General features: G+C 58.4%; 24 protein-coding genes and 1 pseudogene. 18 read left to right on the top strand and 7 right to left on the bottom strand.

Annotated elements, in window-relative coordinates; translation table 11 throughout:
• Positions 1 to 156 precede the first annotated feature (156 nt).
• The 7 genes from QOL84_RS03600 (at position 157) to QOL84_RS03570 (ending at position 8,640) form a co-directional block, all read left to right on the top strand.
• Positions 157 to 1,782, top strand: a complete 1,626-nt coding sequence (locus QOL84_RS03600; RefSeq protein WP_283436206.1) for an APC family permease — start codon at positions 157 to 159, stop codon at positions 1,780 to 1,782.
• A 22-nt stretch (positions 1,783 to 1,804) separates the two neighbouring features.
• A complete protein-coding gene (locus tag QOL84_RS03595) occupies positions 1,805 to 2,731 on the top strand; it encodes a 4-hydroxyproline epimerase (RefSeq protein WP_283436205.1) in 927 nt (308 codons plus the stop codon).
• 55 nt (positions 2,732 to 2,786) lie between these two features.
• Positions 2,787 to 3,734, top strand: coding sequence for a dihydrodipicolinate synthase family protein (locus tag QOL84_RS03590; RefSeq protein ID WP_283436204.1), 948 nt, complete (start codon positions 2,787 to 2,789; stop codon positions 3,732 to 3,734).
• A 69-nt stretch (positions 3,735 to 3,803) separates the two neighbouring features.
• Positions 3,804 to 5,396 (top strand): aldehyde dehydrogenase (NADP(+)), encoded by a 1,593-nt coding sequence (locus tag QOL84_RS03585; protein WP_283436203.1) that lies wholly within the window; start codon positions 3,804 to 3,806, stop codon positions 5,394 to 5,396.
• Complete coding sequence (locus QOL84_RS03580; protein ID WP_283436202.1) at positions 5,386 to 6,642, top strand: NAD(P)/FAD-dependent oxidoreductase; 1,257 nt, start codon at positions 5,386 to 5,388, stop codon at positions 6,640 to 6,642. Before QOL84_RS03585 ends, QOL84_RS03580 begins: the two co-directional genes overlap by 11 nt.
• A 107-nt stretch (positions 6,643 to 6,749) precedes the next feature.
• Positions 6,750 to 7,799 carry an NAD(P)-dependent alcohol dehydrogenase gene (locus QOL84_RS03575; RefSeq protein ID WP_283436201.1) on the top strand — a complete coding sequence of 350 codons (1,050 nt, stop codon included), beginning with the start codon at positions 6,750 to 6,752 and terminating at the stop codon, positions 7,797 to 7,799.
• Between the two features lie 145 nt (positions 7,800 to 7,944).
• On the top strand, positions 7,945 to 8,640 hold the full coding sequence (locus QOL84_RS03570) for a tRNA (adenine(22)-N(1))-methyltransferase (RefSeq protein ID WP_283436200.1): 696 nt from the start codon (positions 7,945 to 7,947) through the stop codon (positions 8,638 to 8,640).
• Between the two features lie 195 nt (positions 8,641 to 8,835).
• Here QOL84_RS03570 and QOL84_RS03565 read toward each other — a convergent pair whose 3' ends face one another.
• The 3 genes and pseudogenes from QOL84_RS03565 to QOL84_RS03555 form a co-directional block, all read right to left on the bottom strand.
• Positions 8,836 to 9,570 carry a hypothetical protein gene (locus tag QOL84_RS03565; RefSeq protein WP_283436199.1) on the bottom strand — a complete coding sequence of 245 codons (735 nt, stop codon included), beginning with the start codon at positions 9,568 to 9,570 and terminating at the stop codon, positions 8,836 to 8,838.
• 227 nt (positions 9,571 to 9,797) lie between these two features.
• Positions 9,798 to 10,079, bottom strand: a pseudogene (locus QOL84_RS03560) (hypothetical protein); the annotation flags it as partial.
• Between the two features lie 107 nt (positions 10,080 to 10,186).
• Positions 10,187 to 11,449, bottom strand: coding sequence for a hypothetical protein (locus tag QOL84_RS03555; protein WP_283436197.1), 1,263 nt, complete (start codon positions 11,447 to 11,449; stop codon positions 10,187 to 10,189).
• A 239-nt stretch (positions 11,450 to 11,688) separates the two neighbouring features.
• Here QOL84_RS03555 and QOL84_RS03550 point away from each other — a divergent pair, with 239 nt between their 5' ends.
• The 5 genes from QOL84_RS03550 (at position 11,689) to QOL84_RS03530 (ending at position 15,553) form a co-directional block, all read left to right on the top strand.
• Complete coding sequence (locus tag QOL84_RS03550) at positions 11,689 to 12,516, top strand: oxidoreductase (RefSeq protein WP_283436196.1); 828 nt, start codon at positions 11,689 to 11,691, stop codon at positions 12,514 to 12,516.
• Between the two features lie 11 nt (positions 12,517 to 12,527).
• Positions 12,528 to 13,466 (top strand): AraC family transcriptional regulator, encoded by a 939-nt coding sequence (locus QOL84_RS03545; protein WP_283436195.1) that lies wholly within the window; start codon positions 12,528 to 12,530, stop codon positions 13,464 to 13,466.
• A gap of 127 nt (positions 13,467 to 13,593) precedes the next feature.
• A complete protein-coding gene (locus QOL84_RS03540; RefSeq protein WP_129394287.1) occupies positions 13,594 to 13,803 on the top strand; it encodes a tautomerase family protein in 210 nt (69 codons plus the stop codon).
• Positions 13,804 to 13,827: 24 nt separating this feature from the next.
• Positions 13,828 to 14,538: an SDR family NAD(P)-dependent oxidoreductase gene (locus QOL84_RS03535; protein ID WP_283436194.1), complete on the top strand. Its 711-nt coding sequence runs from the start codon at positions 13,828 to 13,830 to the stop codon at positions 14,536 to 14,538.
• 88 nt (positions 14,539 to 14,626) lie between these two features.
• Positions 14,627 to 15,553 (top strand): LysR family transcriptional regulator, encoded by a 927-nt coding sequence (locus tag QOL84_RS03530; protein ID WP_283436193.1) that lies wholly within the window; start codon positions 14,627 to 14,629, stop codon positions 15,551 to 15,553.
• A 21-nt stretch (positions 15,554 to 15,574) separates the two neighbouring features.
• Here the strand turns inward: QOL84_RS03530 and QOL84_RS03525 are convergent, their stop codons facing one another.
• On the bottom strand, positions 15,575 to 16,159 hold the full coding sequence (locus QOL84_RS03525; RefSeq protein ID WP_129394290.1) for a TetR/AcrR family transcriptional regulator: 585 nt from the start codon (positions 16,157 to 16,159) through the stop codon (positions 15,575 to 15,577).
• Between the two features lie 211 nt (positions 16,160 to 16,370).
• Here QOL84_RS03525 and QOL84_RS03520 point away from each other — a divergent pair, with 211 nt between their 5' ends.
• From QOL84_RS03520 to QOL84_RS03505, 4 genes are all read left to right on the top strand, one after another.
• On the top strand, positions 16,371 to 17,048 hold the full coding sequence (locus QOL84_RS03520) for a type 1 glutamine amidotransferase domain-containing protein (RefSeq protein ID WP_283436192.1): 678 nt from the start codon (positions 16,371 to 16,373) through the stop codon (positions 17,046 to 17,048).
• Positions 17,049 to 17,152: 104 nt separating this feature from the next.
• Positions 17,153 to 18,277, top strand: coding sequence for an alkene reductase (locus tag QOL84_RS03515; protein ID WP_283436191.1), 1,125 nt, complete (start codon positions 17,153 to 17,155; stop codon positions 18,275 to 18,277).
• 191 nt (positions 18,278 to 18,468) lie between these two features.
• Entirely contained in the window at positions 18,469 to 20,007 is a 1,539-nt protein-coding gene (locus QOL84_RS03510; protein WP_283436190.1) for a cryptochrome/photolyase family protein, read from the top strand.
• Between the two features lie 130 nt (positions 20,008 to 20,137).
• The gene (locus tag QOL84_RS03505) at positions 20,138 to 22,609 is read left to right on the top strand and encodes a PAS domain-containing protein (RefSeq protein ID WP_283436189.1); all 2,472 of its coding nucleotides are present in this window, start codon (positions 20,138 to 20,140) and stop codon (positions 22,607 to 22,609) included.
• A gap of 81 nt (positions 22,610 to 22,690) precedes the next feature.
• Here the strand turns inward: QOL84_RS03505 and ycaC (QOL84_RS03500) are convergent, their stop codons facing one another.
• Positions 22,691 to 23,323, bottom strand: coding sequence for an isochorismate family cysteine hydrolase YcaC (gene ycaC / locus QOL84_RS03500; protein ID WP_283436188.1), 633 nt, complete (start codon positions 23,321 to 23,323; stop codon positions 22,691 to 22,693).
• A 213-nt stretch (positions 23,324 to 23,536) separates the two neighbouring features.
• On the opposite strand from ycaC (QOL84_RS03500), the gene QOL84_RS03495 reads away from it, so the two are divergent.
• Both QOL84_RS03495 and QOL84_RS03490 read left to right on the top strand, forming a co-directional pair.
• Positions 23,537 to 23,800, top strand: a complete 264-nt coding sequence (locus QOL84_RS03495; RefSeq protein WP_283436187.1) for a hypothetical protein — start codon at positions 23,537 to 23,539, stop codon at positions 23,798 to 23,800.
• Positions 23,797 to 24,534, top strand: a complete 738-nt coding sequence (locus QOL84_RS03490) for a Fic family protein (RefSeq protein WP_283436186.1) — start codon at positions 23,797 to 23,799, stop codon at positions 24,532 to 24,534. The genes QOL84_RS03495 and QOL84_RS03490 overlap by 4 nt, the downstream gene beginning before the upstream one ends.
• Positions 24,535 to 24,632: 98 nt before the next feature.
• Here QOL84_RS03490 and ycaC (QOL84_RS03485) read toward each other — a convergent pair whose 3' ends face one another.
• Both ycaC (QOL84_RS03485) and glcC read right to left on the bottom strand, forming a co-directional pair.
• Complete coding sequence (gene ycaC, locus QOL84_RS03485) at positions 24,633 to 25,265, bottom strand: isochorismate family cysteine hydrolase YcaC (RefSeq protein WP_129394295.1); 633 nt, start codon at positions 25,263 to 25,265, stop codon at positions 24,633 to 24,635.
• A gap of 131 nt (positions 25,266 to 25,396) precedes the next feature.
• Positions 25,397 to 26,167 (bottom strand): transcriptional regulator GlcC, encoded by a 771-nt coding sequence (glcC, locus tag QOL84_RS03480; RefSeq protein ID WP_283436185.1) that lies wholly within the window; start codon positions 26,165 to 26,167, stop codon positions 25,397 to 25,399.
• Positions 26,168 to 26,170: the final 3 nt, after the last annotated feature.

Genomic DNA, 26,170 nt, shown 5'->3' with positions numbered 1-26,170 from the left:
AAGGCCTGTCGAGCGGCACGTTTGTTCTACGCAATTGTGCTGATTTCGTCATCGATCCCGAAGCAAAACATCAATCGCCGACCTGGCGATCGGTTCAAAGTCTGGCCGTCCCAGTGACACAACTGCCTATCCAATAACTCACAAGAAGGCGATGCCATGTCAGGCCAAGGCAAGTTCAAAAAACAGCTTTCACTGATCGACCTCACATTTATCGGGCTAGGAGCGATTTTCGGTTCCGGCTGGTTGTTCGCGGCCAGTCATGTGTCCGCGATTGCCGGGCCGGCGGGAATTCTCTCCTGGCTGCTGGGCGGTTTTGCCGTGTTGTTGCTGGGCATTGTCTACTGCGAACTGGGCGCGGCATTGCCACGTGCCGGCGGCGTGGTGCGTTACCCGGTCTACTCGCACGGGCCGCTGCTGGGTTACCTGATGGGTTTCATCACGCTGATCGCCTTTTCCAGTCTGGTGGCGATCGAAGTGGTTGCCTCGCGCCAATACGCAGCAGCGTGGTTTCCCGGCCTGACCAAGGCTGGCAGCGGCGACCCGACCATGCTCGGCTGGATGCTCCAGTTCGCCCTGCTTTGTGTGTTTTTCCTGCTCAATTATCGCAGCGTGAAGACCTTCGCCAAGGCCAACAACCTGATCAGCGTGTTCAAGTTCATCGTGCCGCTGCTGGTGATTGGTGTGCTGTTCACCTTCTTCAAACCGGCTAACTTCCAGGTGCAAGGTTTCGCGCCGTTCGGCTTGTCCGGTGTGGAGATGGCAGTGTCGGCAGGTGGCGTCATTTTCGCGTATCTGGGCCTGACGCCGATCATCTCGGTGGCCAGCGAAGTGAAAAATCCGCAGCGCACCATTCCCATCGCGCTGATCCTTTCGGTGCTGCTCTCGACCCTGATCTACGTGCTGCTGCAAATGGCGTTCCTCGGCAGCATTCCGACGGAAATGCTCGCCAACGGCTGGGCTGGCATCAGCAAGGAATTTGCCCTGCCGTATCGCGACATCGCGCTGGCGCTGGGCGTCGGCTGGCTGGCGTATCTGGTCGTCGCCGACGCAGTGATCTCGCCGAGCGGTTGCGGCAACATCTACATGAACGCCACCCCGCGCGTGATCTACGGCTGGGCGCAGACCGGAACCTTCTTCAAAGTCTTTACCCACATCGATGAGAAGTCCGGCATCCCGCGTCCGGCGCTGTGGCTGACCTTCGCCCTGTCGGTGTTCTGGACCCTGCCGTTCCCGTCGTGGGAAGCGTTGATCAATGTGGTTTCCGCCGCACTGGTATTGAGCTACGCCGTAGCGCCGGTTTCCGTGGCCGCGTTGCGCCGCAATGCACCGAACATGCCGCGCCCGTTCCGGGTCAAGTGCATGGGCGTGCTCGGGCCGGTGTCGTTCATCATCGCCGCGCTGATCGTTTACTGGTCGGGCTGGAGCACGGTGTCGTGGTTGCTCGGCCTGCAAATCCTGATGTTCGTCGTGTACCTGCTCTGCGGTCGTTTCGTGCCGACTGCTCACCTCAATCTGCTCAGCCAGGTGCGCTCCTCGGCGTGGCTGATCGCCTTCTACGCGGTGACCATCGTGCTGTCGAAACTCGGCACTTTCGGTGGCCTGGGCATCCTCGCTCATCCGTTCGACACAATCGTCGTCGCTGCTTGCGCAACCGGCATCTATTACTGGGGCGCCGCGACTGGAGTGCCGGCGCACCTGGTACGTCTGGAGGAGGACGATGAAGAAAGCGAAGTCGCCGCCCCCGCCTCGACCGTGTCTGCGCGCCCTGCCGGCGCCTACTGAAATCACCCAACGGGACACACTCATGAAACGCGTACACGTCATTGATTCCCACACCGGCGGTGAACCCACGCGCCTGGTAATGAATGGTTTCCCCGATCTGCCCGGCAACAGCATGGTGGAAAAGCGCGATGCCCTGCGCAATCAGCATGACGCCTGGCGCCGCGCCTGCCTGCTGGAACCGCGCGGCAACGACGTGCTGGTCGGTGCGCTGTATTGCGAGCCGGTCTCGGCGGATGCCACGTGCGGAGTGATCTTCTTCAACAACGCCGGTTATCTGGGCATGTGCGGCCACGGCACCATCGGCCTGATCAACTCGCTGCAGTATCTGGGGAAAATCGCCCCGGGCACCCACAAGATCGACACCCCGGTCGGCGCGGTCAGCGCCACGTTGCATGACGACGGATCCGTCACGCTGGGCAACGTCCCGGCTTATCGGCACCGCAAACAGGTGCCGGTGGATGTTCCGGGATTCGGCCGGGTATTCGGTGATATCGCCTACGGCGGCAACTGGTTTTTCCTCGTCTCCGAGCACGGCCAGACGCTTTCCATGGACAACGTCGAGCACCTCACCGCCTACACCTGGGCGATGCTCAAAGCCCTCGAAGACCAAGGCATCCATGGTGAAGACGGCGCCGTTATCGACCACATCGAACTGTTCGCCGATGACGCCAACGCCGACAGCCGCAACTTCGTCATGTGCCCCGGCAAAGCCTACGACCGCTCCCCGTGCGGCACCGGCACCAGCGCCAAACTCGCCTGCCTCGCCGCCGACGACAAGCTGCAAGCCGGCGCACGCTGGGTGCAGGCAAGCATCACCGGCAGCCAGTTCGAAGGTCGCTACGAATGGCAAGGCGAGCGCATCCGGCCGTTCATCACCGGCCGCGCCTACATGACCGCCGACAGCACCTTGCTGATCGACGAAGCAGATCCGTTCGCGTGGGGCATCTGAGCTGCCGCGCGGACTTTTCACCTCAATTTGAATGATGTGCCAAGGAGTTAAAACAATGAGCGACAACATCTTCACCGGTTGCATGCCGGCCCTGATGACCCCGTGCACCGCCCAGCGCAAACCGGACTTCGATGCGCTGGTGGCCAAGGGTCGCGAGCTGATCGATATCGGCATGAGTGCCGTGGTCTATTGCGGCTCCATGGGTGACTGGCCGCTGCTTACCGAAGCCGAGCGTCAGGAAGGCGTGGCGCGCTTGGTCGCGGCGGGGATTCCAACGATTGTCGGGACCGGCGCAGTCAACACTCGCGAAGCGGTCGCCCATGCAGCGCACGCGGCAGAAGTCGGCGCGCAGGGTCTGATGGTGATTCCCCGCGTACTGTCCCGGGGTGCTTCGGCGGCTGCGCAGAAAGCCCACTTCGCGGCGATCCTGCAAGCGGCGCCGAACTTGCCGGCGGTGATCTACAACAGCCCTTACTACGGCTTCGCCACCCGCGCCGAGCTGTTTTTCGAACTGCGTCGCGAATACCCGAACCTGATTGGTTTCAAGGAATTCGGCGGTGGCGCCGACCTGCGTTACGCCGCTGAAAACATCACCTCCAAGGACGATAGCGTGACCTTGATGGTCGGCGTCGATACGCAAGTGGTGCACGGTTTCGTCAACTGCAACGCCACCGGCGCGATCACCGGGATCGGCAACGCCCTGCCCCGCGAAGTGCTGCAACTGGTAGCACTGAGCAAGAAAGCGGCCCAGGGTGATGCGAAGGCACGACGTCAGGCGCGTGAGTTGGAGTCGGCACTGGTCGTGCTGTCGTCGTTCGATGAAGGCTGCGATCTGGTGCTGTATTACAAGCATCTGATGGTGCTCAACGGCGACAAGGAATACACCCTGCACTTCAACGAAACCGATGCGCTGAGCGATTCGCAACGACGTTATGCCGAGAAGCAGTATTCGCTGTTCCGTCACTGGTACGAGAACTGGTCAGCCGAGCAGAACTTCGCCTGAACCATGCTTTCGCCTGCCGCGAGGTAATTACCTCACGGCAGGCATCACTTCTTTTATCAGGAACAGACCATGACTCTGACGGGCCATATGTTGATCGGGCAGCACACTGTCGCGGGCAATCGCGCAGCCATTCGAGGGATCGACCCGGCCACCGACGCTGTGTTGGAGCCGGCGTATGCCGGTGGATCGGCCGAGCATGTCGAACAGGCTTGCGCGCTGGCTTCGGCGGCGCTCGACGCTTACCGCGAAACAACCCTCAGTGGCCGTGCCGAATTTCTGCAAAGCATTGCCGAGGAAATCGAAGCCCTCGGCGATGAATTGATCGAGCGTGCCCACGCCGAAACCGGCCTGCCACGCCCGCGCTTGCAGGGTGAACGTCGCCGCACGTGCCAGCAATTGCGCCTGTTCGCGCGCACCGTGCGTGCCGGTGAATGGCTGGACGTGCGCGTCGACACTGCGCAACCGCAACGGCAGCCGCTGCCACGTTCGGACTTGCGCCAACGGCAGATTCCCCTGGGACCGGTGGCCGTATTTGGCGCGAGCAATTTCCCCCTGGCGTTTTCGGTGGCCGGAGGCGATACCGCTTCGGCATTGGCTGCCGGTTGCCCGGTTGTGGTCAAGGCACACAGCGCGCATCCCGGCACCAGCGAGCTGGTCGGTGGCGCAATCGCCCGGGCGATCAAGGCCTGCGGTTTGCCGGAAGGCGTGTTTTCGTTGCTGTACGGTTCCGGGCGTGAAGTCGGTATTGCGCTGGTCAGCGACCCGCGCATCAAAGCCGTGGGCTTCACCGGTTCGCGCAGTGGTGGTCTGGCGTTGCTGCAAGCGGCGCAGGTTCGGGCCGAACCAATTCCCGTGTACGCGGAAATGAGTTCGATCAATCCGGTGCTGCTGTTCCCGGCGGCGTTGCACAACCGTGCGCGGGCACTGGCCGAAGGATTTGTTGGCTCGCTGACGTTGGGTGCAGGGCAGTTCTGTACCAATCCGGGCTTGGTGATTGCATGCAAGGGGCCTGCGCTGGACAGTTTCATTGAGGCCACCGCTGAGCAGATAAAACGTCAAGCAGCGCAGACGATGCTCACCCCGGGGATCTTCAAGGCCTACGAATCGGCAGTGAATACGCTGACCGAAAACAGCGCTGCGCACATTGCCGCGCAGGGGCAGATCGGCAGCGGCCCGAACCAGGGTCAGGCGCATCTATTCGTCACTGATGCCGCCGATTTCCTCGCCGATCACAACCTGCAAGCCGAGACTTTTGGTGCGGCGGCGTTGATTGTGCAATGCGCCAGCGATGATGAAATCCGTCAGGTCACCGAGCAACTGGAAGGCCAGTTGACCGCCACCCTGCACCTTGATGACGCCGACCTTGAGCAGGCCCGCGCACTGTTGCCGATACTGGAGCGCAAAGCCGGACGGCTGCTGGTCAACGGTTGGCCTACGGGCGTGGAAGTCTGCAATGCGATGGTTCACGGTGGACCTTTCCCGGCGACGTCAGATGCGCGCACAACGTCGGTCGGTACGGCGGCGATCCTGCGTTTCCTGCGCCCGGTCTGCTATCAGGACTTCCCCGACAGCCTGCTGCCCAGCGCGCTGCAACAGGCCAATCCGCTGCACTTGAGCCGCCTGCTCGATGGGCACAGGGAAGCACTTGCACATGCCGAATAACGCTCATGACATCGCCGTAGTCGGTGCCGGGATCATCGGCGTTTCCTGCGCCTTGCGCCTCGCACGCCAGGGACTGCGCGTGGTGGTGATCGACCAACAGCAACCGGGCCACGGCGCCTCGTTCGGCAACGCCGGGCATCTGGCGACCGAGCAGGTTTTTCCGATTGCCGACGTGTCGATTCTCAAGCGCTTGCCGGCGATGCTGATGGACCCGATGGGGCCGTTGCGACTGGACTGGAAATACCTGCCACGCGCCCTGCCCTGGTTCACCCGGCTGTTGCTGAATTTGCGTTCAGAACCCTTTGGCAAAACCGTCGCCGGCTTGCGCGCACTCAATGAAAGCAGTCTGGCGGCCTGGCAGCGCCTGCTCGCTGACATCTCGCGGCCCGATCTGTTGAAAGTCGACGGCTCGTTGCTGGTGTTCGAAAAGCCCGAATCGCGTCAGGCCATCGCAGCACTCCAGACGCGCCTGCATCAACAACAAGTGCCCGTAGATTTCTGGCAGGCCGCGGCGGTGCATGAAACCGCGCCGCAACTCAGCGAGCGGATTCAGGGCGGCCTGTTCTTCCCGCGCACCGGGCATTTCATCGATCCGTATCGCGTGGTGACCGAACTGGTCGAAGCGGCCAAGGCCAGCGGCGTCAGTTTCGTCAAACAGCAGGTCCAGGGCGGTTATGTGCAGGAACACGGCGTGTCGTTGATCACCGGCAGCGGAGGTTTCAAAGCGCGCCGCGTACTGATCGCCTGCGGTGCGCATTCGGCGAAACTTATCGCCGCACTCACCGGCAAAAAAGTGCCGCTGGACACCGAGCGCGGTTATCACCTGATGTTGCCGCACGAACACAACCGCTTGCCCTTCCCCGTCACCTCGCTGGAACGCAAGTTCATCATGACGCCGATGAGCGAAGGGCTGAGACTGGCTGGCACTGTCGAGTTCGCCGGACTGCAGAAGCCGCCGAGCATGGAGCGCGCGTGGCAACTGCATCGATTGAGTCAGGGTTTGTTCCGCAAGGACCTGAGTGCTGACAACGCCACACCGTGGATGGGTTTTCGGCCGTCATTGCCGGACTCGCTTCCGGTGATCGATCAGGTGTGCGACGGCAAGGTGCTGCTCGCGTTCGGGCATCAGCATCTGGGGCTGACGCAGGCGGCGGTGACGGCAGAGATGATTGTGCAGATGGCTTCGCCGCGCAGTCAGCCCGATGATCTCCCTGACCACAAACCGTATACGCTGGATCGCTTTTGACGGCGACTTCTCACAGGATCAGGCAAGCATTACACAGGATTGCACTACTCCCCGATCCTGAATAACCGCAAGAATGGCCATCCGACACACCGATTGAGGATGTTCCCATGCTTGTAAAAGCCTATGGTGCCCACGCTGGCGACAAACCCCTGGAGCCGATGCAGATCGAGCGCCGCGCGCCGGCAGCGCATGACGTGCAGATCGATATCGCTTTCTGCGGCATCTGCCATTCGGACCTGCACCAGGTGCGTGCCGAGTGGGCAGGCACGCAGTTTCCTTGTGTACCGGGGCACGAGATCGTTGGTCGCGTTGCGGCCGTCGGCGCGCATGTCGCCGATTACAAGGTCGGCGATCTGGTCGGTGTCGGCTGCATCGTCGACAGCTGCAAACATTGCGACGACTGCGAAACCGGCCTGGAAAACTACTGCGACGGCATGATCGGCACCTACAATTTTCCGACCCCGGATGCACCGGGCTGGACGCTCGGCGGCTACGCGCAAAATATCGTCGTGCACGAACGCTACGTCTTGCGCATCCGTCATCCCGAAGCGCAACTGGCCGCCGTCGCGCCGCTGCTGTGCGCGGGCATCACCACTTACTCGCCGCTGCGCCAATGGCACGCCGGCCCCGGCAAGAAAGTCGGCGTGGTCGGCATCGGTGGTTTGGGCCACATGGGCATCAAACTCGCCCACGCGATGGGCGCGCATGTCGTCGCCTTCACCACTTCCGAGTCCAAGCGCGAAGCGGCAAAAGCGCTTGGCGCCGATGAGGTGGTGGTGTCGCGCAATGCCGAGGAAATGGCTGCGCACACCAAGAGCTTCGACCTCATCCTCAACACCGTGGCGGCGCCGCACGATCTCGATGCATTCCTGGTGTTGCTCAAGCGCGATGGTGCGTTGACGCTGGTCGGTGCGCCCGCCTCGCCACACCCGTCGCCGAACGTCTTCAACCTGATCATGAAGCGCCGCACGATTGCCGGCTCGATGATCGGCGGCATTCCCGAGACTCAGGAAATGCTCGATTTCTGTGCCGAGCACGGCATCGTTTCCGACATCGAACTGATCAGCGCCGATCAGATCAACGCGTCTTACGAGCGGATGCTCAAGGGCGATGTGAAGTATCGCTTCGTGATCGATAACGCGACGTTGGCCGGCTAACGCGCAGGCCCATTGGCAGCCATCGGTTGCCAATGGGCCTGGGCAATTCCGTCGCCGGGATTTGACAGGCCGGACGTTGCTCGCCAGAGTCGCACCCCTTTTCCAACCAAACATGCCGCACGGTTGTGGCGAACAGGGGTTGTCGTTGAACCAGAACACGTTGTCCATGCGCCTGGAGCGCGTCGCCACTCACATACCCAATGGCGCGCGCCTGGCCGATATCGGCTCGGATCATGGCTACCTGCCGGTGGCACTGATGCGCCGTGGCGCAATCACCGTGGCGGTGGCTGGCGAAGTGGCGCTGACGCCGTTTCATGCAGCCCAACGTACCGTTCGCGAGAACCACCTCGACGCGCACATCACCGTGCGCCAGGCCAACGGGCTGGCGGCGATCAAGCCTGAAGACCGGATTAGCGCAATCAGCATCTGCGGCATGGGCGGCGAAACCATCCGCGACATCCTCGAACACGGCAAGGCCCACCTCAGCGGCGGCGAACGCCTGATCCTGCAACCCAATGGTGGCGAACAACCGCTGCGCCTGTGGTTGATGGAAAATGGCTACCGTATTCTCAGCGAGGAAGTGCTGCGCGAAAGCCGTTTCGACTACGAAATCATCGTTGCCGAACACGTCGGGCCGGTGACTTATACCGATAAGGAACTGTACTTCGGCCCCTTGCAGATGCAGGCCCGCAGCCCTGAGTTTCTGATCAAGTGGCAGCACAAACTTCGCCACAAGCAGAAGACCCTGAGCCAGATCACTCGTGCCGAACGGGCCTTGCCGCAGGAAAGGGTGGAGAGCCTTGCCCGGCAAGTACGGTGGATTAACGAACTGTTGATTTGATTTTGTGCAAGTCGTTTGCGATGGCGGTACTCAAGACGCGATCTATCGCCAGATTTATGTGTTCGTGGACTGTAAAACCACTCAACAGTCAGCACAAACGATCAGCAAAACCAGGATGACTATTTTTGGCCAAGAACCCGAAAAATCACGTCTTAAGTTATCGTTCTTTACATTAATCAACAACACGCTTCATCATTACGTTTCATCAGCTTCCTTTGATGCTGCATGCGCACACTCGCTTACATATAAGGCATACGTATCAACCAGCCTGTGAAAATAGCCAAAGGAGAAACGAAGTGTCTTAATCGAAACTTTGTACTCCTTACCGGCCTGATATCCGCCTACATGAGCGTAGCAATTCCTGGCACTTAGCAAGGCCTCATAGAACTTAACTTCCTTATCATGAGGCCCGGGAAGAGGCAACTCAAATAACACATTACACATTCGTACAACTTGGGCTGGATCGTGAAGCGTTTTAGCCTTAAGCTTGGCAACAAGATCCTCACCTACTGGATTCTTCTTTAAACCCAGATAACTTCTATCACGGCCACCCAACCTCTCCAAATTCTTGATTGCCTTGCTGACGAGCACCTGCGACTGGCAGCACAATAGCAGCAGATCATGAACCAAACCTTCATATGCTGACAACATCCCCACCAGTAGTGTGCCTCGAGAAAATCTATCCTCAGGTTCATCATCAAGCGATGACAAAAGTTTTTCCAGCGACGCAACATTTGATTTGTAAATCTCAATTTTTGCCGGAAAATCAAACAGCACATCGAACCATGCAAATGCCTTTTCGTATGCTTCGCTTTGTATTTCATCAAGTCGAATTAATTCTTCGAGCTCCGCTTCAAGAGCATCAAGCTCTTTCATTGATTCGTCTGAGTCGAAATCAAAATCTTCATCCAAGTCAATATACTCTGACATAGTCCATCCTTAAATTTTAGTCAAAACACCAAGCCACTTTTATTTGTAGATTTATGCCTCATAACACTTAACCCAACCATGCCCATCAGTAACCAGCAGAAGGAACGGACGTCATCATCAAAAAAAAACCAGCCCTTACTGACTTCATGACTTCCTCTTTATTCCCACCATGAATTAGATATTCTGCCACTAGCTCAATGAACGCTTCAGACGCCATGATCAAAATCGACGGATTTGTTCTGCTGGACCAGCTGGGTCAAAAACCAGTCCTGCGGATCTTCTATAGCGGAAAAATTATGGTCAGTAATCCCGATAATCTGCAGCTCAAGCTCATAGCATCGTCGCAGGAAGGTTCTGGCTTTGCTGATTAACTCACCTGCGTTCAGCTCACCATTGATCCTCGGCCGGCGAAGATTACCGAGACGCAAATCTGCATCGTTCCGGTGCCTGCCGTCTTCAGGAGTCTGGACTTGGAAATCGGCCTTGAACCAGTGAAATTCTTGGTACATATTTTTTCCAACAGCCAATGTTTTAATGAGAACGAGAAATTCAAGCACACTGCAAGAACACTAAAAAATTGAGCAGGGAGAATGCTCACATTGCCTCTATTGATAAATCATCTCGACTTTCTGGCCAGCCCCATGAGGTGGCGTCGGTCTTCTACCAAAATTCTCTGCACATTCTCCAAGCTTCTTTGATCAGCGCGCTGGTTAAAGGCGTCTTCCTGCAAATTCCCGGAAAAATTCGCCATTCGTTTGTCCCCGATCAAGCCCGCCAGCCAGCCCGTCAACTCACTATTAAAGAAGGGATAAGCCCGATGTGAACCGAGATGAATCGCAACTGCACGCAGCTCAGTCAAACAGATGATATCCGTCAGATCTTCATCGAAAGTGATCAATCGATCCAGGCAGAAATCCACTCCTTGCCAACGCTGAGGATTGGAAAACGATTCGATGATTCGGAGTATGTATAAATCCCAAGCGCAGTTATTGATAATTCGCAGAGGGTCTTTTTTGTCCAGAACCGAGTTGAGCTTCTTCGAAAGCGTCGTTCTCTGGGTATGGAAGAGAATGTCTGCGCAAACAATCAGTTCTCGCAACATGAAGATATGTAACTCGTCGTGCATGAAGCTGAGCAGCGCCCCCATCTTCGCTTCGGGTGATGCGGTTGAGCTGCTTTCCAGAATCTTGGCCCGCAGGATCATGCATTCAACCGCCGCAGCTTGCTGAGCCAGCGCGACACCTAAACCACTCTCCAAACTACGCGAAAACTCTTTGATCCGATCCTCGGCAAATGCTTCTGACTGCTCTCGATAGAGGCTGCGATACCGCTCTCCCCAGCCTGCACTCAGGGGAGTGGCATCAAGTGACAATGCGTACGTAGCGGCTAATGTTTCCTTGCAGAACTGACGCGTTTCAGGCGACCAGTTTTTCTGTGCTTCACATAGATAAATGTAACAGTTCAATCTTCCGAGATCGTCGAAAGAAAACGTTCGCTGCAGATCTGCACGCACAACCTCGAGCTCGGGAGATATATGCTGCGCGTAGGACATTTTTCGGATGTAACTGGCTGCATTGGAATCCAGAAAAAGCGAGCCTCCCAGCGTGTAGCCCACCCGCGTCTCAGACAAGGCAAAGGTTTTGTCCAAAACCCAGACAGATTTCCCACGAAGCATGGTGGAAACAAAACCTTTTTCCGAGAATAGCTGCCGCTCCAGACCAAACGGCCCACCCGATTCCTCTGCCGCATACAGGATGCGCCACTCACCGAGCAGTTCGATTTCATCCTGAAAACGCTCCAGGGCTTGCTTGAAACTTTCTGCAGAGCACACACGGTGTAGCGCACGTTGCACTTCGTACTCAGCGTATTCCTTTACCATTTACCATTCCTTTTAAAACCGATATTTAGCGATTTCGGCAAAGGGCATACTGCCATCATTCACCCTTCATTGAGAATCGTCTGCGTGTTTTTTCCATCCCGGGTAGCTTCCGTATACGTTTTCATTTGGAATGCGATGCGTGCGCTCATAGGAACAGGCAATGCTCGAAGACGAACCGGCATAGGTAGACTCGTTGTCGCTAGCTACCATGGTTGAACACCCAAGCCCTGGAGTTCGTCATGTCGAAAACCCTGTTCATCACCGGTGTCAGCAGCGGCTTCGGCCACGCGCTGGCCAAGGAAGCGCTTGCCGCCGGCCACCGCGTCATCGGCACTGTACGCAATCAGGCCGATCTGCAAGCCTTGCAGTCACTGTCCGCGGAAAACGCTTACGGGGTGATGCTCGACGTCACTGACTTCGGGCGGATCGACAGCGTCGTCGCGGAGGTTGAAGCCACTCACGGCCCGGTCGACGTGCTGGTTAACAATGCTGGCTACGGCCACGAAGGCATTTTCGAAGAATCTCCGCTGGAAGAGATGCGCCGGCAATTCGACGTCAACGTCTTCGGCGCAGTCGCCGTCATCAAGGCCTTCCTGCCGTTTTTTCGCCAGCGGCGTGCGGGCCATATTCTCAACATCACGTCCATGGGCGGCACGATCACCATGCCCGGGATCGCCTATTACTGTGGGAGCAAATTTGCCCTTGAAGGGATCTCCGATACCCTCAGCAAAGAGCTGCGCCCGTTTGATGTCTTCGTCACCGCGGTGGCGCCGGGGTCGTTTCGTACCGACTGGGCCGGTCGCTCGATGCAGCGCACCGCGCGCAGCATTGCCGATTACGACGCCAGTTTCGATCCGCTCCGCAAAGCGCGCGAAGAAAAGAGCGGCAAGCAGCTCGGTGATCCGCAAAAGGCTGCGCGGGCGATGCTGCAGATCATCGCCAGCCCGACGCCTCCAGCCCATCTTCTGCTCGGCAGCGATGCTTTGCAGTTGGTCCGTGACAGGCTGCAACGCGCACTCGCCGAGGTTGATCAGTGGCAAGCGTTGACCCGCTCCACCGATCATTGAGAGAGGATGCGATGACCCAGGCCGATGCAACCACCGCGCACATGGTCCAGCTCATGGAGGTTCTCGCTCCGGTTGAGGGCTACAACCTCAGTGCGCTCGACGGTGTGCGCTTCCTGCGCTCGAATCGGCCGCTGAGCCGCACGCCGGTGCTGTATGACCCCGGCATCGTCATTCTCTGTCAGGGCCGCAAGCGCGGTTATCTCGGCGCAGACACCTACGTCTATGACGCCCAGCATTATCTGGTGGTGTCGGTGCCGATCCCCTTCACCATGGAGACCGACGCCACCGAGGCCGAGCCGATGCTCGCAATCTACATGCACCTCGACTTGCAGCTGGCCAGCGAGTTGATGCTGCAAGTGGATGAGGTGCACGGCGCCAGCGATGCGCAACCGAAAGGCATGTACGCTTCGCCGATGGACGAGCCGTTGCGCGCGACGACGTTGCGTTTTCTCCAGGCCATGAGCATCGCTGGCGAAGCGCAGATCCTCGGGCCGGCGCTGATACGCGAGATCTATTACCGGATTCTCACGGGCGCGCAAGGCGGCTCGCTGCGTGCCGCACTGAATCGCCAGGGGCATTTCGGCAAAGTCAGCCGTGCGATCCGCAAGATCCACAACAGCTACCAGCAGCGCCTCGACGTCGAGCAACTGGCCGAAGAAGCGCGCATGAGCGTACCGAGTTTCCACTTGCACTTTCGCAGCGTCACCGACACCTCTCCCATGCAATACCTGAAGTCGACTCGCCTGCATCAGGCGCGATTGCTGATGCTGCGCCAGGCCATGAGCGCATCGACCGCAGCGTTCAACGTCGGCTATGCCAGCGCCTCGCAATTCAGCCGCGAATTCAAACGCTTTTTTGGCCGCACACCGCAAGCGGAGATCGAGTGGATGAAGGCGACTTATGCGCTGCCAGCGCCGTCGACACCTTCGGAGTACGTTTCTTCGCACTAGCGATTAGTTACACCAGATCACAAATGAAGTACCTCAGCCCTCATTTATCAATCTCCCGCAACTTCTTAAAGTCCACTCCAACAGCAACCTTTCATTCCGACGGGTTAGCGAGCGGAGAGAACCCCCAATGCCTTTCATCAGCGTACGCATCACCCGCGACGGCGTGACCCGAGAGCAGAAAGCCCAGGTGATCAAGGAAATCACCGAGACCATGCAACGCGTGCTCAACAAGGATCCGAAGCTCACGCACATCGTCATCGAGGAAGTCGATACGGATAACTGGGGTTATGCGGGCATGACCACCACCGACTACCGCAAACAGTTGTCCAGCCAGTAATTTCGGATCCCTGAGGAAATCATCATGAACACATCGAAAAAAGTTGTAGTGATCACTGGCGCCTCGCAAGGCATCGGCGCTGGCCTGGTCGAAGGCTTTCGCGCACTTGGTCATCAAGTGGTGGCGACGTCCCGTTCCATCAAACCGTCGGATGATCCGGATATCCTGAGCGTGCCCGGCGACATCGCCGACCCGCAAACCGCCGAGCGGGTGATTCGTCAAGCCGTCGAACGTTTTGGCCGAGTCGATACGCTGGTGAACAATGCGGGGATTTTTCTCGCCAAACCGTTCACTGCTTACAGCCAGGAAGACTATGCCCTGGTCGTGGCGACCAATATGAGTGGCTTCTTTCACATCTCGCAATTGGCGATTGCTGAAATGCAGAAGCACGGCAGCGGACACGTGGTCAGCGTTACCACCAGTCTGGTCGACCATGCGATTGATGGCGTGCCATCGGTGCTGGCTTCGCTGACCAAGGGCGGCATCAACGCAGCGACCAAATCGCTCGCCATCGAGTACGCAAAACGCGGGATTCGGGTCAACGCGGTCTCCCCCGGCATCATCAAAACCCCGATGCACGGCGAGGACACCCACGCAGCGCTTGGCAACCTGCACCCGCTGGGTCACATGGGCGAGATCGATGACATCGTGCAAGCGATTCTCTACCTCGACAGCGCGAAATTCGTCACCGGCGAGATCCTGCACGTCGACGGTGGCCAGAGCGCCGGTCACTGATCTTTGCGCCACTGCACCGCCGGTGTGTACCGGCGGTGTCGTTTCCTGTGGTAAACATCAGGATGAATGATCCTCGGTGTCAGCCAAAATGAAGCGTCACTTTGAAGACTTGCAATTGGGCAGTATCGAACTGTTTTGCCTCGCCGCCGAAGCGGGCAGTTTTACCGCCGCCGCTCAGCTCGCCGGGGTGACACCGGCCGCCGTCAGCCGCTCGATTCTGCGCCTGGAAAAACGCCTGGGCTCGCGACTGTTTGCGCGCACCACGCGCAGCATCCGCTTGACCGACGCGGGCAGAATATTTTTCCAACAGTGCAGTCAGGCCCTGACGCAATTGGTTGAAGCCCAACAACAAGTGATGGGCGCGCAGACCACACCGTCGGGACGCTTGCGCATCAGCCTGCCGACCACTTACGGGCACCATCGGATTTTGCCGCTGCTGCCAAAATTTCGTGCGCTGTACCCTGAGGTCAGCGTCGATATCCACTTGGGCAATCGCAATATCGACTTCGTCGAAGAAGGCTACGACCTGGCAATCCGCGTTCGCGCCCAACCGGACTCGACGCTGATTGCGCGCCTGCTCGAAGACGCGAAACTGGTGGTGGTCGCCTCCCCCGAATACCTGAAAAAGGCCGGAACACCGCAGACACTGGAAGATCTGCTCGACCATGAATGCATCCAGTTCGAACTGCCCAGCAGCGGGCGACGGATCTCATGGTTATTTGAGGAAAATGGCCGCGATCGCGAGGTGATTTCGGACGGCGGCTATTCCTGTTCCGACGATGTCTTGGGTGGCGTGACGTTGGCGAAACACGCTGCGGGAGTTTTTCAGACGTACAAATTCATCGTCGAAAAAGAGTTGGCCGATGGCAGTCTGGTCGAGGTGCTACAGCCTTATGGCGGGCGCTCGCGGCCGTACACCTTGCTGTATCCGCACGGTCGCTATGTGCCGCAACGGGTGCGGGCGTTTGTCGATTTTCTGCTGGAGTATCGGGATGAGTGGGCGGCAGGCCAGTGACACCCACTTGTCAGCGACGGCTTAAACGCTCAGCAGTCGCTTGGTCATTGCCATCGAGGTGTCGAGCGATTGCCCGGTACGCTGCAATTTGTTCAGCAAACTGGCGCCCAGCCACAATTGATACAGCGTCTCCGCCAGTTGCCGGGCATCGCCCTCGGGCAAGCTCTGTTGCGCCTGGCCTTCTTCGATGCAGACAGCGATACGCGACACCACTTGCTCGGCGCCGTCACGCAAGGTGAGGCGCATCGATTCGGACAGATCGGCGACCTCGGCACTGAGCTTCACTACCAGACACTCATCACCGTGCCCTTCGAGGGTGCAGCGGTTCAGCCAGCCCTGCCAATAATCCATCAACCGCTCATACGCATTCAGCTCAGGCAGGGTCAGGCGCCGCTCCATGTCGGCGAGATAGCCGACAAAGTAATCCGCGAGCAAGGCTTGGCCATACAGCTCTTTGGACTTGAAGTAGTGATAGAACGAGCCCTTGGGCACGCCGGCGGTTTGCAGGATTTCGTTGAGGCCGACACTGGTGAAGCCCTTCTCGGCCATCATCCGGTGGCCGGTGTCGAGCAAGTGTTGGCGGGTGTCGTCGTAAGTCGGTTTCATGGGGCGCAAAGTACCAGACAATAGACCAGTCGTATATTTCAGAGGATGAGGAGTTTGCCACAGCCGGCGAGGAAAAACCTGCGTCGAAAAAAATTACTAGACGACTGGTCTAATTGGAAACTATGCTGCGCCCCGACAACCTTTCCACCGGGTGTCGTCGCCGGGCAAATTCCTTGTGCCGCGACGCCACTCGAACAATCCAGGGTGCGCTATGAAAATCTTGATGGTTCTGACTTCTCACGATCAACTCGGCAACACCGGCAAGAAAACCGGCTTCTGGCTGGAAGAATTCGCCGCTCCCTACTACGCCTTCAAGGACGCTGGTGCCGAGATCACACTGGTGTCCCCGGCTGGCGGTCAGCCGCCGCTGGACCCGAAAAGCGATGAGCCCGATGCCCAGACCGCCGAGACCGAGCGCTTTCGCAACGACCCGACCGCGCAACAGGCACTGGCCAACACCGGACTTCTAGCCAACGTCAGCGCTGATGATTTCGATGCGGTGTTTTATCCAGGTGGGCACGGCCCGCTGTGGGATCTGGCCGAAGACCAGCACTCGATCGCCTTGATCGAAGCCTTTGACCGCAGTAACAAGCCCCACGGTTTTGTCTGCCATGCGCCCGGCGTGCTCCGTCACGTCCTCGCGGCTGACGGCAAACCGCTGATCCAGCATCGCCAGGTCACCGGTTTCACCAACGCCGAAGAAGCTGCAGTCGGCCTGACCGACGTGGTGCCGTTCCTGATCGAGGACGAGTTCCAGCGTCTCGGCGGGCATTACTCGAAAGTCGCTGACTGGCAGGTGCATGTGGTGGTTGACGGGCAACTGGTCACTGGCCAGAACCCGGCGAGTTCCGCCGCTGTCGCCGAACAGCTGCTGAAAATGTTGGGCTGAAACTGCATCGCAACTCATACCAACGCCGCGCACGGGGTGCCGGCGTTTTTTTTACATTCGACTATTAGTCGACTGGTCTAATAAGCCAAAAGACAAGGTAACCCATGAATCACAGTAGTTTCTTCAAACCCGCCACACTCGGTCATCACACCCTGAAAAACCGCATCGTCCTGCCGCCCCTCACCCGTCAGCGCAGTACACAACCGGGCAACATCGCCAACGAACTGATGGCCGAGTATTACCAGCAACGTGCCGGCGCCGGCCTGTTGGTCACCGAAGGCACACAGATCGAACCTCGCGGCCAGGGTTACGCCTGGACGCCGGGCATTCATACCGCTGAACAAATCGCTGGCTGGCGCAAAGTCACTGACGCCGTGCATGCCGTCGACGGCGTGATTTTCGCCCAGCTGTGGCACGTCGGTCGGGTCTCGCATACCGCCTTGCAACCCGACGGCGCAGCGCCCGTATCCGCCTCCGCCGTAGCCACCGATCGGGTCAGCGTGTTCATCGAAACCGAACCCGGCGCAGGTGAACTGGTTGCCCCGTCCGCTCCTCGCGCGCTGGGCACCGTTGAAGTCGAAGAACTGGTCCAGCTCTACATCCAGGCTGCACGCAATGCCATGGAAGCGGGCTTCGACGGTATCGAACTGCACTGCGCCAATGGTTATCTGGTCAACCAGTTCATCTCTGCCCACAGCAACCTGCGCGACGATCAATACGGCGGCTCGTTGCACAATCGCCTGCGTTTTCTGCGTGAAGTGGTGGCGGGCGTCGCCGAATGCATCGGCAAGGAAAAAGTCGGCGTGCGCTTTGCGCCACTGTTCACCACCACCGATGAAGCACGGACTTACCTGGGCATGGTCGAGGAAGATCCGCACACCACTTACATCGAAGCGATCAAAGTGCTTGAGGATGTCGGCATTGCTTATCTGTCCATCGCCGAAGCCGATTGGGACAACGCGCCGGCGATGCCGCACACGTTTCGTCAGGCCGTGCGCGATACCTTCAGCGGTGCGATTATTTATGCCGGACGCTACACCGCCGAATCCGGCGCGCAATTGCTCGATTGCGGATTGGCCGACTTTGTCGCGTTCGGCCGCCCGTTCATGGCCAACCCCGACCTGCCCGCACGTATCGCCAATGACTGGCCGCTGAATGCGTTGAATCCGGCTACGGTGTATGGCGGTGACGCCAACGGCTATGTCGATTACCCGGTTTATCGTGGCTAACCGTTAAACATCATTCCAGCAACCGCGAAGCGCTTCTGAAACATCAGGAGCGCGATTGGCCCATGCGCTGGCTTTCGATCAAGCGCACACAAAAAACCTATACACAAACTACAATCTGTACAACTATCTGGACTTAACGCTCAATTGTCCACCGGTAGCCTGCTGCCGCTTATTACGCTGAATCCGTGCAAATGAACAAAACCAATCGGCTGTGCCTGGTCCTGGGTGACCAGTTGTCTTTTGATCTGGCTTCATTGGCAGATCTGGATTGCGCGCACGACAGTGTGCTGCTGGTCGAGGTCATGGAGGAAGCCAGCCACGTTGCCCATCATCCGCAAAAGATCGCCCTGATCTTCAGCGCCATGCGGCACTTCGCTCAGGCGCTGAGAAAAAAGGGCATGCGAGTGCATTACGTCGCCCTCGACGACCCGCAGAACAGCGGTTCGGTGCCCGGCGAGTTAAGGCGTTGGCAGGCGTTGCTACAGGCGCACGCGTTGCACGTCACCGAGTGCGGCGACTGGCGTCTGGAGCAGTCGCTCAAGGAGTGTGGCTTGCCGATCCACTGGCATGCCGACAACCGTTTCCTGTGCGGTCGCGACGAATTCCGCGCGTGGGCTGCTGGCAAAAAGCAGTTGCGCATGGAGTTCTTCTATCGCGAGATGCGCCGCAAAAGTCGCCTGTTGCTCAACGGTGACGGCACGCCGGTCGGCGGTGCGTGGAACTTCGATGAAGACAATCGCAAAACCTTGCCTAAACACGTAAAGGCGCCCTACCCGGTTGGTTTTGCCAACGATGCAATCACCCTCGACGTGCTCGCACTGGTCAAAGAACGCTTCGCCAGTCACTACGGCAGTCTGGATGATTTCAACTATCCGGTGACCCACGCCGACGCCCAGGCATTGTGGGCGTACTTTCTCGACTATGGCCTGGCGGGCTTCGGCGATTATCAGGACGCCATGGCCAGCGATGAACCCTTCCTGTTCCATGCACGCATCAGCGCCGCGCTGAACATCGGTTTACTCGACCTGCGTCAGCTGTGCAGTGATGTCGAGGCGGCCTATTGGTCCGGCAGCATTGCATTGAATGCGGCCGAAGGCTTCATCCGTCAACTGATCGGCTGGCGTGAATATGTCCGTGGCGTTTACTGGCTGAAAATGCCTGAGTACGCCGAGGGCAATGCGTTCGCAAACACGCGGCGTCTGCCTGAGTTCTACTGGACCGGCGCAACGCAGATGAACTGCATGCGCCAAGCCATCGGCCAAAGTTTGAAACACGCCTACGCCCATCACATCCAGCGGCTGATGGTGACCGGCAATTTCGCCCTGCTCGCCGGTATTGCGCCGAGCCAGATCTGTGAGTGGTATCTGGCCATTTATATGGACGCTTTCGATTGGGTCGAGCTGCCCAACACCCTCGGCATGGTCATGCACGCCGATGGCGGTTACCTCGGTTCCAAGCCTTACTGCGCCAGCGGCCAGTACATCAACCGGATGTCCGACTATTGTCGCGACTGTGTTTACGCGGTGCGCGAAACCACGGCTGACAACGCTTGCCCTTTCAATGCCTTGTACTGGCATTTTCTGATGCGCCACGGTGATCTCCTGCGTGGCAATCAGCGCATGGGCATGATGTACAAAAACCTTGATCGCATGCCGCAAGAAAAGCAGCAGGCACTGTGGCAACGCGGGCAGCGTCTGCTGGACAGGCTGGATAACGGCGAGGCGCTTTGAAAACACCGGCGCGCCTGGCCTGAGTGCAACTTAAATATGCCGCCCCGTGTCAATGGGTGACAAAGCGCATGGGTGTTCGTGTTAAACGCGCCAATTGAATGCTTAGCAGATAGCAAATAAGGCATGAGGAGTGGACATCCTGAAACAGCTTACTCGCGAGGAGCTCGAGTCCGAGGTCACGCGCCTGCGTCTGGCCGTCAAGGCAACCTGCGATGCCGTCTGGGACTGGGATCTGAAAACCAGCCAGGTTATCTGGAACGATTCGCTGCAACAGGCGTATGGCTATGCGTCAGCAGCCATCGAGCCAACGTGTGACTGGCGCTTTGCGCAGATCCACGCGCAGGATCGCGCACGGGTCGAAACCTCGATTCGCGCTGCGATTGATGGCTCTGGCACCACTTGGAGTGCTGAGTACCGGTTTCGCTGCGAGGACGGTTCCTACGCTGAGGTGCTCGACCGCGGCCATCTGATCCGTAACGCCGATGGCCAGGCAGAACGCATGATCGGGGCGATGCTCGACCTGACCCGCTCGCGCAGTGCCGAAACGGCACTGCGCCGGAGCGAAGAACGCTTCAGCACCATTTTGCAAACCATCGAGGCGGCGTTTGCCATCGTCAAGGTCAAATTCGACGCCGACGACCGTCCTATCGATTATTGCTTCGTTGAAGCCAACCCGGCGTTCGAACGTCAGGCTGGCGTCAACCTGCGTGGCAAGTGGGTGACCGAGTTCGCTCCCAACCTGGAGAGTTTCTGGTTCGAGACCTACGGCCATGTCGCCAAGACCGGCGAGCCAGCCAACTTCGAGAACTACGCCAACACGTTCGAACGCTGGTTCGACGTGCGCGCCGTGCGTGTCGGCGACCCGGCCGAACGGCAGATTGCGATCTTCTTCAGCGACGTCACCGAGCGCCGCGACGCGCAGGAACGCTTGCGCGTCAGCGAGGCGGTCGCCCGGGAGAACATCGAGCGCGTGCAACTCGCCCTGGCGGCTGGCGCCATCATCGGCACCTGGCATTGGCACTTGCCCACCGATCGTTTCAGCGTCGACGAAGCCTTCGCAAGGGTTTTCAACCTTGATCCTGCCTTGGGCCGAGACGGTCTGAGCCTTGAGCAAGTGGCGATGACCGTGCATCCCGAGGACCGCGAAGGACTCACCGCGGCCATCAATGAAGTCATCGCCCGGGGCGGCCCCTATTCACACCAGTACCGAGTACGCGGTGCGGATGGCCAATACACCTGGATTGAGGCAAACGGACGCGTCGAATGCGCCGAAGACGGCACGCCTTTGCGCTTCCCCGGCGTGCTCATCGATGTCGAAGACCGGCGCAATGTCGAAGCCGAGCGAGACCGCGTGACAGCTGCTTTAAAGGCGCTTAATGACACACTGGAACAGCGGGTGTCGGCGCGAACGGCGGACTTGATGCAAGCCGAGGAAAAGTTACGTCAATCGCAGAAAATGGAAGCGGTCGGGCAACTCACCGGCGGTCTGGCGCATGACTTCAACAACCTTCTGGCGGGCATCTGCGCAGCCCTTGAGTTGATGGAAAAGCGCACCGCCCAAGGCCGTTTCAACGACCTCGACAAATACATGCTGATCGCCCAGGACGCGGCCAAACGCGCTACCGCCCTGACCCATCGCCTGCTGGCCTTCTCCCGGCGACAGACACTCGATCCGCGGCCGACCGAAGTCAACGCGCTGATTGCCGGCATGACCGAACTGATCCAGCGCACCGTCGGCCCCGGCATTCGCCTGAAGACCGTCACTGCAGCCGACCTTTGGCCTGCGCTGGTGGATGCCAGCCAACTGGAAAACGCTCTGCTGAACCTGTGCATCAACGCCCGCGATGCGATGCCCGAGGGCGGCAGCATCACCGTCGAGACAGCGAATCGCGCGGTCGAGGGCGAGTTGGCGCACGCACTGGACATGCCCGAAGGGCAATACCTGTGCCTGGCTGTCACTGACACCGGCACGGGTATGAGCGCTGAAGTGATCGCCAAAGCCTTCGACCCGTTTTTCACCACCAAGCCGCTGGGCCAGGGCACGGGGCTGGGGCTTTCGATGATTTACGGTTTTACCAAGCAATCCGGGGGGCAGGTGCGGGTGCAATCGACTGTGGGACACGGCACCACGATGTTGATTTACCTGCCGCGTTACTGCGGCGAGGCGCAGCACAATCACGATGACGCGCAAAGTACGACCTCGCCTGATGCAAAAGCAGGCGAGACCATCCTGATTGTCGACGACGAGCCCACCGTTCGCTTGCTGCTCAAAGATGTGCTGAGTGACCTCGGCTACCACGTGCTCGAAGCAAGCGACAGCGTTGAAGGGCTCGAAGCATTGCGTTCCAGCGCGCACATCGATTTGCTGATCACCGATGTCGGCTTGCCCGGTGGCATGAATGGCCGGCAGATGGCCGATGCGGGCCGGCAAATAAGACCGAAGCTGAAGACCTTGTTCATTACCGGGTATGCCGAAAGCTCGGTGCTCGGCAGCGGCCAACTCGGGCCGAGAATGCAGGTGCTGACCAAACCCTTTGCGGTCGACACACTGGTTTCACGTGTCAGTGGCCTGCTGTCCATCAAGTACACGCCCGAGATCTGAAGCCTCCCGCGTTCGGCATAAAATTCATACAAAACGAAAGCCTGCTTCTCAGGGCAGGCTTTGCGTTTTCGCCGTATCGACTTACTTCTGCAACGCCGTCAGCGCCGAGTAGCTGTTCATCAGGTTGCGATAGTTGGGAATCCGCTGTGACAGCAGATTACCCAGCCCTTCGATATCGTTGCGCCAGTCGCGGTGCAGCTCACACGCCACCGAGAACCAGTTCATCAGTTGCGCACCGGCCTGGGTCATGCGGCTCCATGCGGCTTGTTGCACGGTGGTGTTGAAGGTGCCGGAAGCGTCGGTTACCACAAACACCTCAAAGCCTTCTGCCAGCGCCGACAAGGTCGGGAACGCTACGCACACATCGGTGACCACACCAGCGATGATGATCTGCTTGCGACCAGTCGCCTTGATTGCCTTGACGAAGTCTTCGTTGTCCCAGGCGTTGATCTGGCCAGGGCGAGCGATGTACGGCGCGTCCGGGAACATTTCTTTCAGCTCCGGAACCAGCGGGCCGTTCGGGCCTTGTTCGAAACTGGTGGTGAGGATGGTCGGCAGGTTGAAGAACTTGGCCAGATCGGCCAAGGCCAAAACGTTGTTCTTGAACTCGTTCGGCGAGAAGTCCTGCACCAGCGAAATCAGCCCGGTCTGGTGATCGACCAGCAGCACGATGGCGTTGTCTTTGTTCAGGCGGTTGTAGGTTGGAGTGGTCATGGTCTGCGTCCCTTTTGAGTTTTGAAATTGTTGTTGCGTTCAAGTTGGGTACAGATTACTGACGCATTGAAAAGGGATAAATCGGCTGAAAAGTGTTTCACCGTCAACTTCAACAGGACAGTGGCAAGATCGATGCGCACATAGGAGCGCCCGCCGAATATTTACAGAATCGACGCATGCTATGCTCTTCAGGAAGAAAACCAGGGGTTTCAAATGAGCAGATCAGCCACTGACAGCGTTGCGAGCGAAGTTCGCAAGCTCGCCGCAGAACACCAGATCAGCGCTGACCGTGACAGCCTGAGCTGCATGGCGGTGACCATCACACGTTTGGCGGGCGATGTCGTTGAGCTGGACGGCGTTGAGCAACTGCTGGTCAATCTGAAAAGAAAGGGCGTGCTGAACAAGGCAGAAATCATGGCGCTGCAAGGGCGCTATCTTCAGGAAAAAAGGCGTTCGAAAAAGCAGCTTAGCGCATGACTTTCGACCCTTTCGGCGATTTCGAGACTGAAGGCTATCTTCAAAACTCGCTCAAACTGAAAGACCCCGTTGAAGTAAAAGAATCCGAACATCTTTCCTTCGAAGCCAGTATCGAAGATGCCCTGGCCTTTCTGGCGAAGAAAAGATCCATCGACTACAAAGCTGTCCTCAAGACACACGAAATCCTCTTCTCCGGCTTTTATCCCTGGGCGGGAAAAGACCGGAACGAACTGATCCCTCATCTGGCGGTTTTCAAGGGATCGAAAGATGATCCTCACCACACGATATTCGAACGCCCTGACCTGATCAAAAGGTCCATCGAATACGCCCTTGAACTGGCGTCAAACAAGAAACGCTTCCGCGATCGGCCCGGCGAGGTGATGGGGCAATTGGCTTCAGCTCACCCGTTTTTGGATGGCAATGGCCGCACCATACTGCTCATCTACATGGAGTTGTGCTTTCGGACCCGGTTTGCCGTCGATTGGTCAAAAACCAGCAAGGACGACTATCTCAATGCCCTCAGTGACGAAATCCGCAATCCGTTCAAAGGCCATCTGGACAGTTATTTGAAGCCCTTCGTCATCGACATTTCAAACCGAGACGAATGGCCCGGGATGATTGGCGGCATCAAGGGCCTGGATGGGCTGGACAAGGAAGGCATTACCTACGCGAACCTCGATAATCCTGAAGTCCAGCAGCTCTATAAAGCGTATAGAGCGCAGCCCCTCGAGTGAACATCGCGCTTGCGGCCACGCCGCTGTCGAGACTCTGATTCAAACTCAATAAAAAAGCCTGCTTTTCAGGGCAGGCTTTGCGTTTTCGCCGTATCGACTTACTTCTGCAACGCCGTCAGCGCCGAGTAGCTGTTCATGAGGTTGCGGTAGTTGGGAATCCGCTGCGACAACAGATTACCCAAGCCTTCAATGTCGTTGCGCCAGTCGCGGTGCAGCTCACACGCCACCGAGAACCAGTTCATCAGTTGCGCACCGGCCTGGGTCATGCGGCTCCATGCGGCTTGTTGCACGGTGGTGTTGAAGGTGCCGGAAGCATCGGTTACCACAAACACCTCAAAGCCTTCTGCCAGCGCCGACAAGGTCGGGAACGCTACGCACACATCGGTGACCACACCGGCGATGATGATCTGCTTGCGACCAGTCGCCTTGATCGCCTTGACGAAATCTTCGTTGTCCCAGGCGTTGATCTGGCCAGGGCGAGCGATGTACGGCGCGTCCGGGAACATCTCTTTCAACTCAGGGACCAGCGGGCCGTTCGGGCCTTGTTCGAAACTGGTGGTGAGGATGGTCGGCAGGTTGAAGAACTTGGCCAGATCGGCCAGGGCCAAAACGTTGTTCTTGAACTCGTTCGGCGAGAAGTCCTGCACCAGCGAAATCAGCCCGGTCTGGTGATCGACCAGCAGCACGATGGCGTCGTCTTTGTTCAGGCGGTTGTAGGTTGGAGTGGTCATGGTCTGCGTCCCTTTTGAGTTTTGAAATTGTTGTTGCGTTCAAGTTGGGTACAGATTACTGACGCATTGAAAAGGGATAAATCGGCTGAAAAGTGTTTCACCGTCAACTTCAACAGGACAATCGCCTGACCTCACGTCCAGCCCTCCAGGCGCATCGTCGCGCGCACCAGCCGCTGCTCTTCGCTTTCGATCTCCTTGAGGTTGTCACTGATGCTCTGGATATGCGCGACAGCGGCCTTGCGCGCCTGTTCCGGCAGGCGCCCGGTCACGGCGTTGTAGAGGCGCGCGTGTTGGCGGTCGATCTGGCGTTTTTGCGGTTCGCGGTGATAGAGGTTGTTGACCGAGGCGAACACCGTGTTCAGCAGCAGATCAGTCAACGAGCGCAGCGTCTGCACCAGCACCGGGTTGTGCGAAGCCTCGCAGATCGCCAGATGGAATGCGTGGTCGAGCCGCGCATGTTCGGGTGCTTGCAGCTCCTGGCCACGCGCGTCGAGCAAGGCCTGATAGCTGCGAGTGATCAGGACAAAATCCGCTTCAGTGCCGCGCAACGCCGCCAGCCGCGCCGACTCACCTTCCAGCAAGCTGCGCACTTCGAACAGGTCGTACAGGGTGCGCGGTTGCGAGCTGAACAAGTGCATCAGAGGCGATGCGGCGTTCTGCCCGGAAAGGTCGGCGACGAATGAGCCTTTGCCTTGCTCGGTGTTGATGATCCCGCGGGCGCGGAGCAGTTTCAGGCCTTCACGCAACGCGGTGCGCGAGACACCGAGCTTTTCCGTCAGCCGCCGTTCAGAGGGCAACAGTTGCCCGGTCTTCAACACACCGTCGACGATCAAGCGCTCGATGCGCTCACAAACCACATCCGCCACCTGCACAGCCCGCCCTTCACTGGTATGACCAGCCATAAC

The organism is Pseudomonas helmanticensis (assembly GCF_900182985.1).
Lineage (GTDB): Bacteria > Pseudomonadota > Gammaproteobacteria > Pseudomonadales > Pseudomonadaceae > Aquipseudomonas > Aquipseudomonas helmanticensis.
This window is presented reverse-complemented; position numbering and strand designations above follow the sequence as displayed.

Coding starts and splice junctions, on each gene's coding strand:
- QOL84_RS03535 (WP_283436194.1), top strand. CDS start 13,828: ATGAACACATCGAAAAAAGTTGTAGTGATCACTGGCGCCTCGCAAGGC.
- QOL84_RS03590 (WP_283436204.1), top strand. CDS start 2,787: ATGAGCGACAACATCTTCACCGGTTGCATGCCGGCCCTGATGACCCCG.
- QOL84_RS03580 (WP_283436202.1), top strand. CDS start 5,386: ATGCCGAATAACGCTCATGACATCGCCGTAGTCGGTGCCGGGATCATC.
- QOL84_RS03530 (WP_283436193.1), top strand. CDS start 14,627: ATGAAGCGTCACTTTGAAGACTTGCAATTGGGCAGTATCGAACTGTTT.
- QOL84_RS03585 (WP_283436203.1), top strand. CDS start 3,804: ATGACTCTGACGGGCCATATGTTGATCGGGCAGCACACTGTCGCGGGC.
- QOL84_RS03600 (WP_283436206.1), top strand. CDS start 157: ATGTCAGGCCAAGGCAAGTTCAAAAAACAGCTTTCACTGATCGACCTC.
- QOL84_RS03525 (WP_129394290.1), bottom strand. CDS start 16,159: ATGAAACCGACTTACGACGACACCCGCCAACACTTGCTCGACACCGGC.
- QOL84_RS03540 (WP_129394287.1), top strand. CDS start 13,594: ATGCCTTTCATCAGCGTACGCATCACCCGCGACGGCGTGACCCGAGAG.
- QOL84_RS03490 (WP_283436186.1), top strand. CDS start 23,797: ATGACTTTCGACCCTTTCGGCGATTTCGAGACTGAAGGCTATCTTCAA.
- QOL84_RS03550 (WP_283436196.1), top strand. CDS start 11,689: ATGTCGAAAACCCTGTTCATCACCGGTGTCAGCAGCGGCTTCGGCCAC.
- QOL84_RS03545 (WP_283436195.1), top strand. CDS start 12,528: ATGACCCAGGCCGATGCAACCACCGCGCACATGGTCCAGCTCATGGAG.
- ycaC (WP_283436188.1), bottom strand. CDS start 23,323: ATGACCACTCCAACCTACAACCGCCTGAACAAAGACAACGCCATCGTG.
- QOL84_RS03595 (WP_283436205.1), top strand. CDS start 1,805: ATGAAACGCGTACACGTCATTGATTCCCACACCGGCGGTGAACCCACG.
- glcC (WP_283436185.1), bottom strand. CDS start 26,167: ATGGCTGGTCATACCAGTGAAGGGCGGGCTGTGCAGGTGGCGGATGTG.
- QOL84_RS03575 (WP_283436201.1), top strand. CDS start 6,750: ATGCTTGTAAAAGCCTATGGTGCCCACGCTGGCGACAAACCCCTGGAG.
- QOL84_RS03515 (WP_283436191.1), top strand. CDS start 17,153: ATGAATCACAGTAGTTTCTTCAAACCCGCCACACTCGGTCATCACACC.
- QOL84_RS03495 (WP_283436187.1), top strand. CDS start 23,537: ATGAGCAGATCAGCCACTGACAGCGTTGCGAGCGAAGTTCGCAAGCTC.
- ycaC (WP_129394295.1), bottom strand. CDS start 25,265: ATGACCACTCCAACCTACAACCGCCTGAACAAAGACGACGCCATCGTG.
- QOL84_RS03555 (WP_283436197.1), bottom strand. CDS start 11,449: ATGGTAAAGGAATACGCTGAGTACGAAGTGCAACGTGCGCTACACCGT.
- QOL84_RS03520 (WP_283436192.1), top strand. CDS start 16,371: ATGAAAATCTTGATGGTTCTGACTTCTCACGATCAACTCGGCAACACC.
- QOL84_RS03510 (WP_283436190.1), top strand. CDS start 18,469: ATGAACAAAACCAATCGGCTGTGCCTGGTCCTGGGTGACCAGTTGTCT.
- QOL84_RS03565 (WP_283436199.1), bottom strand. CDS start 9,570: ATGTCAGAGTATATTGACTTGGATGAAGATTTTGATTTCGACTCAGAC.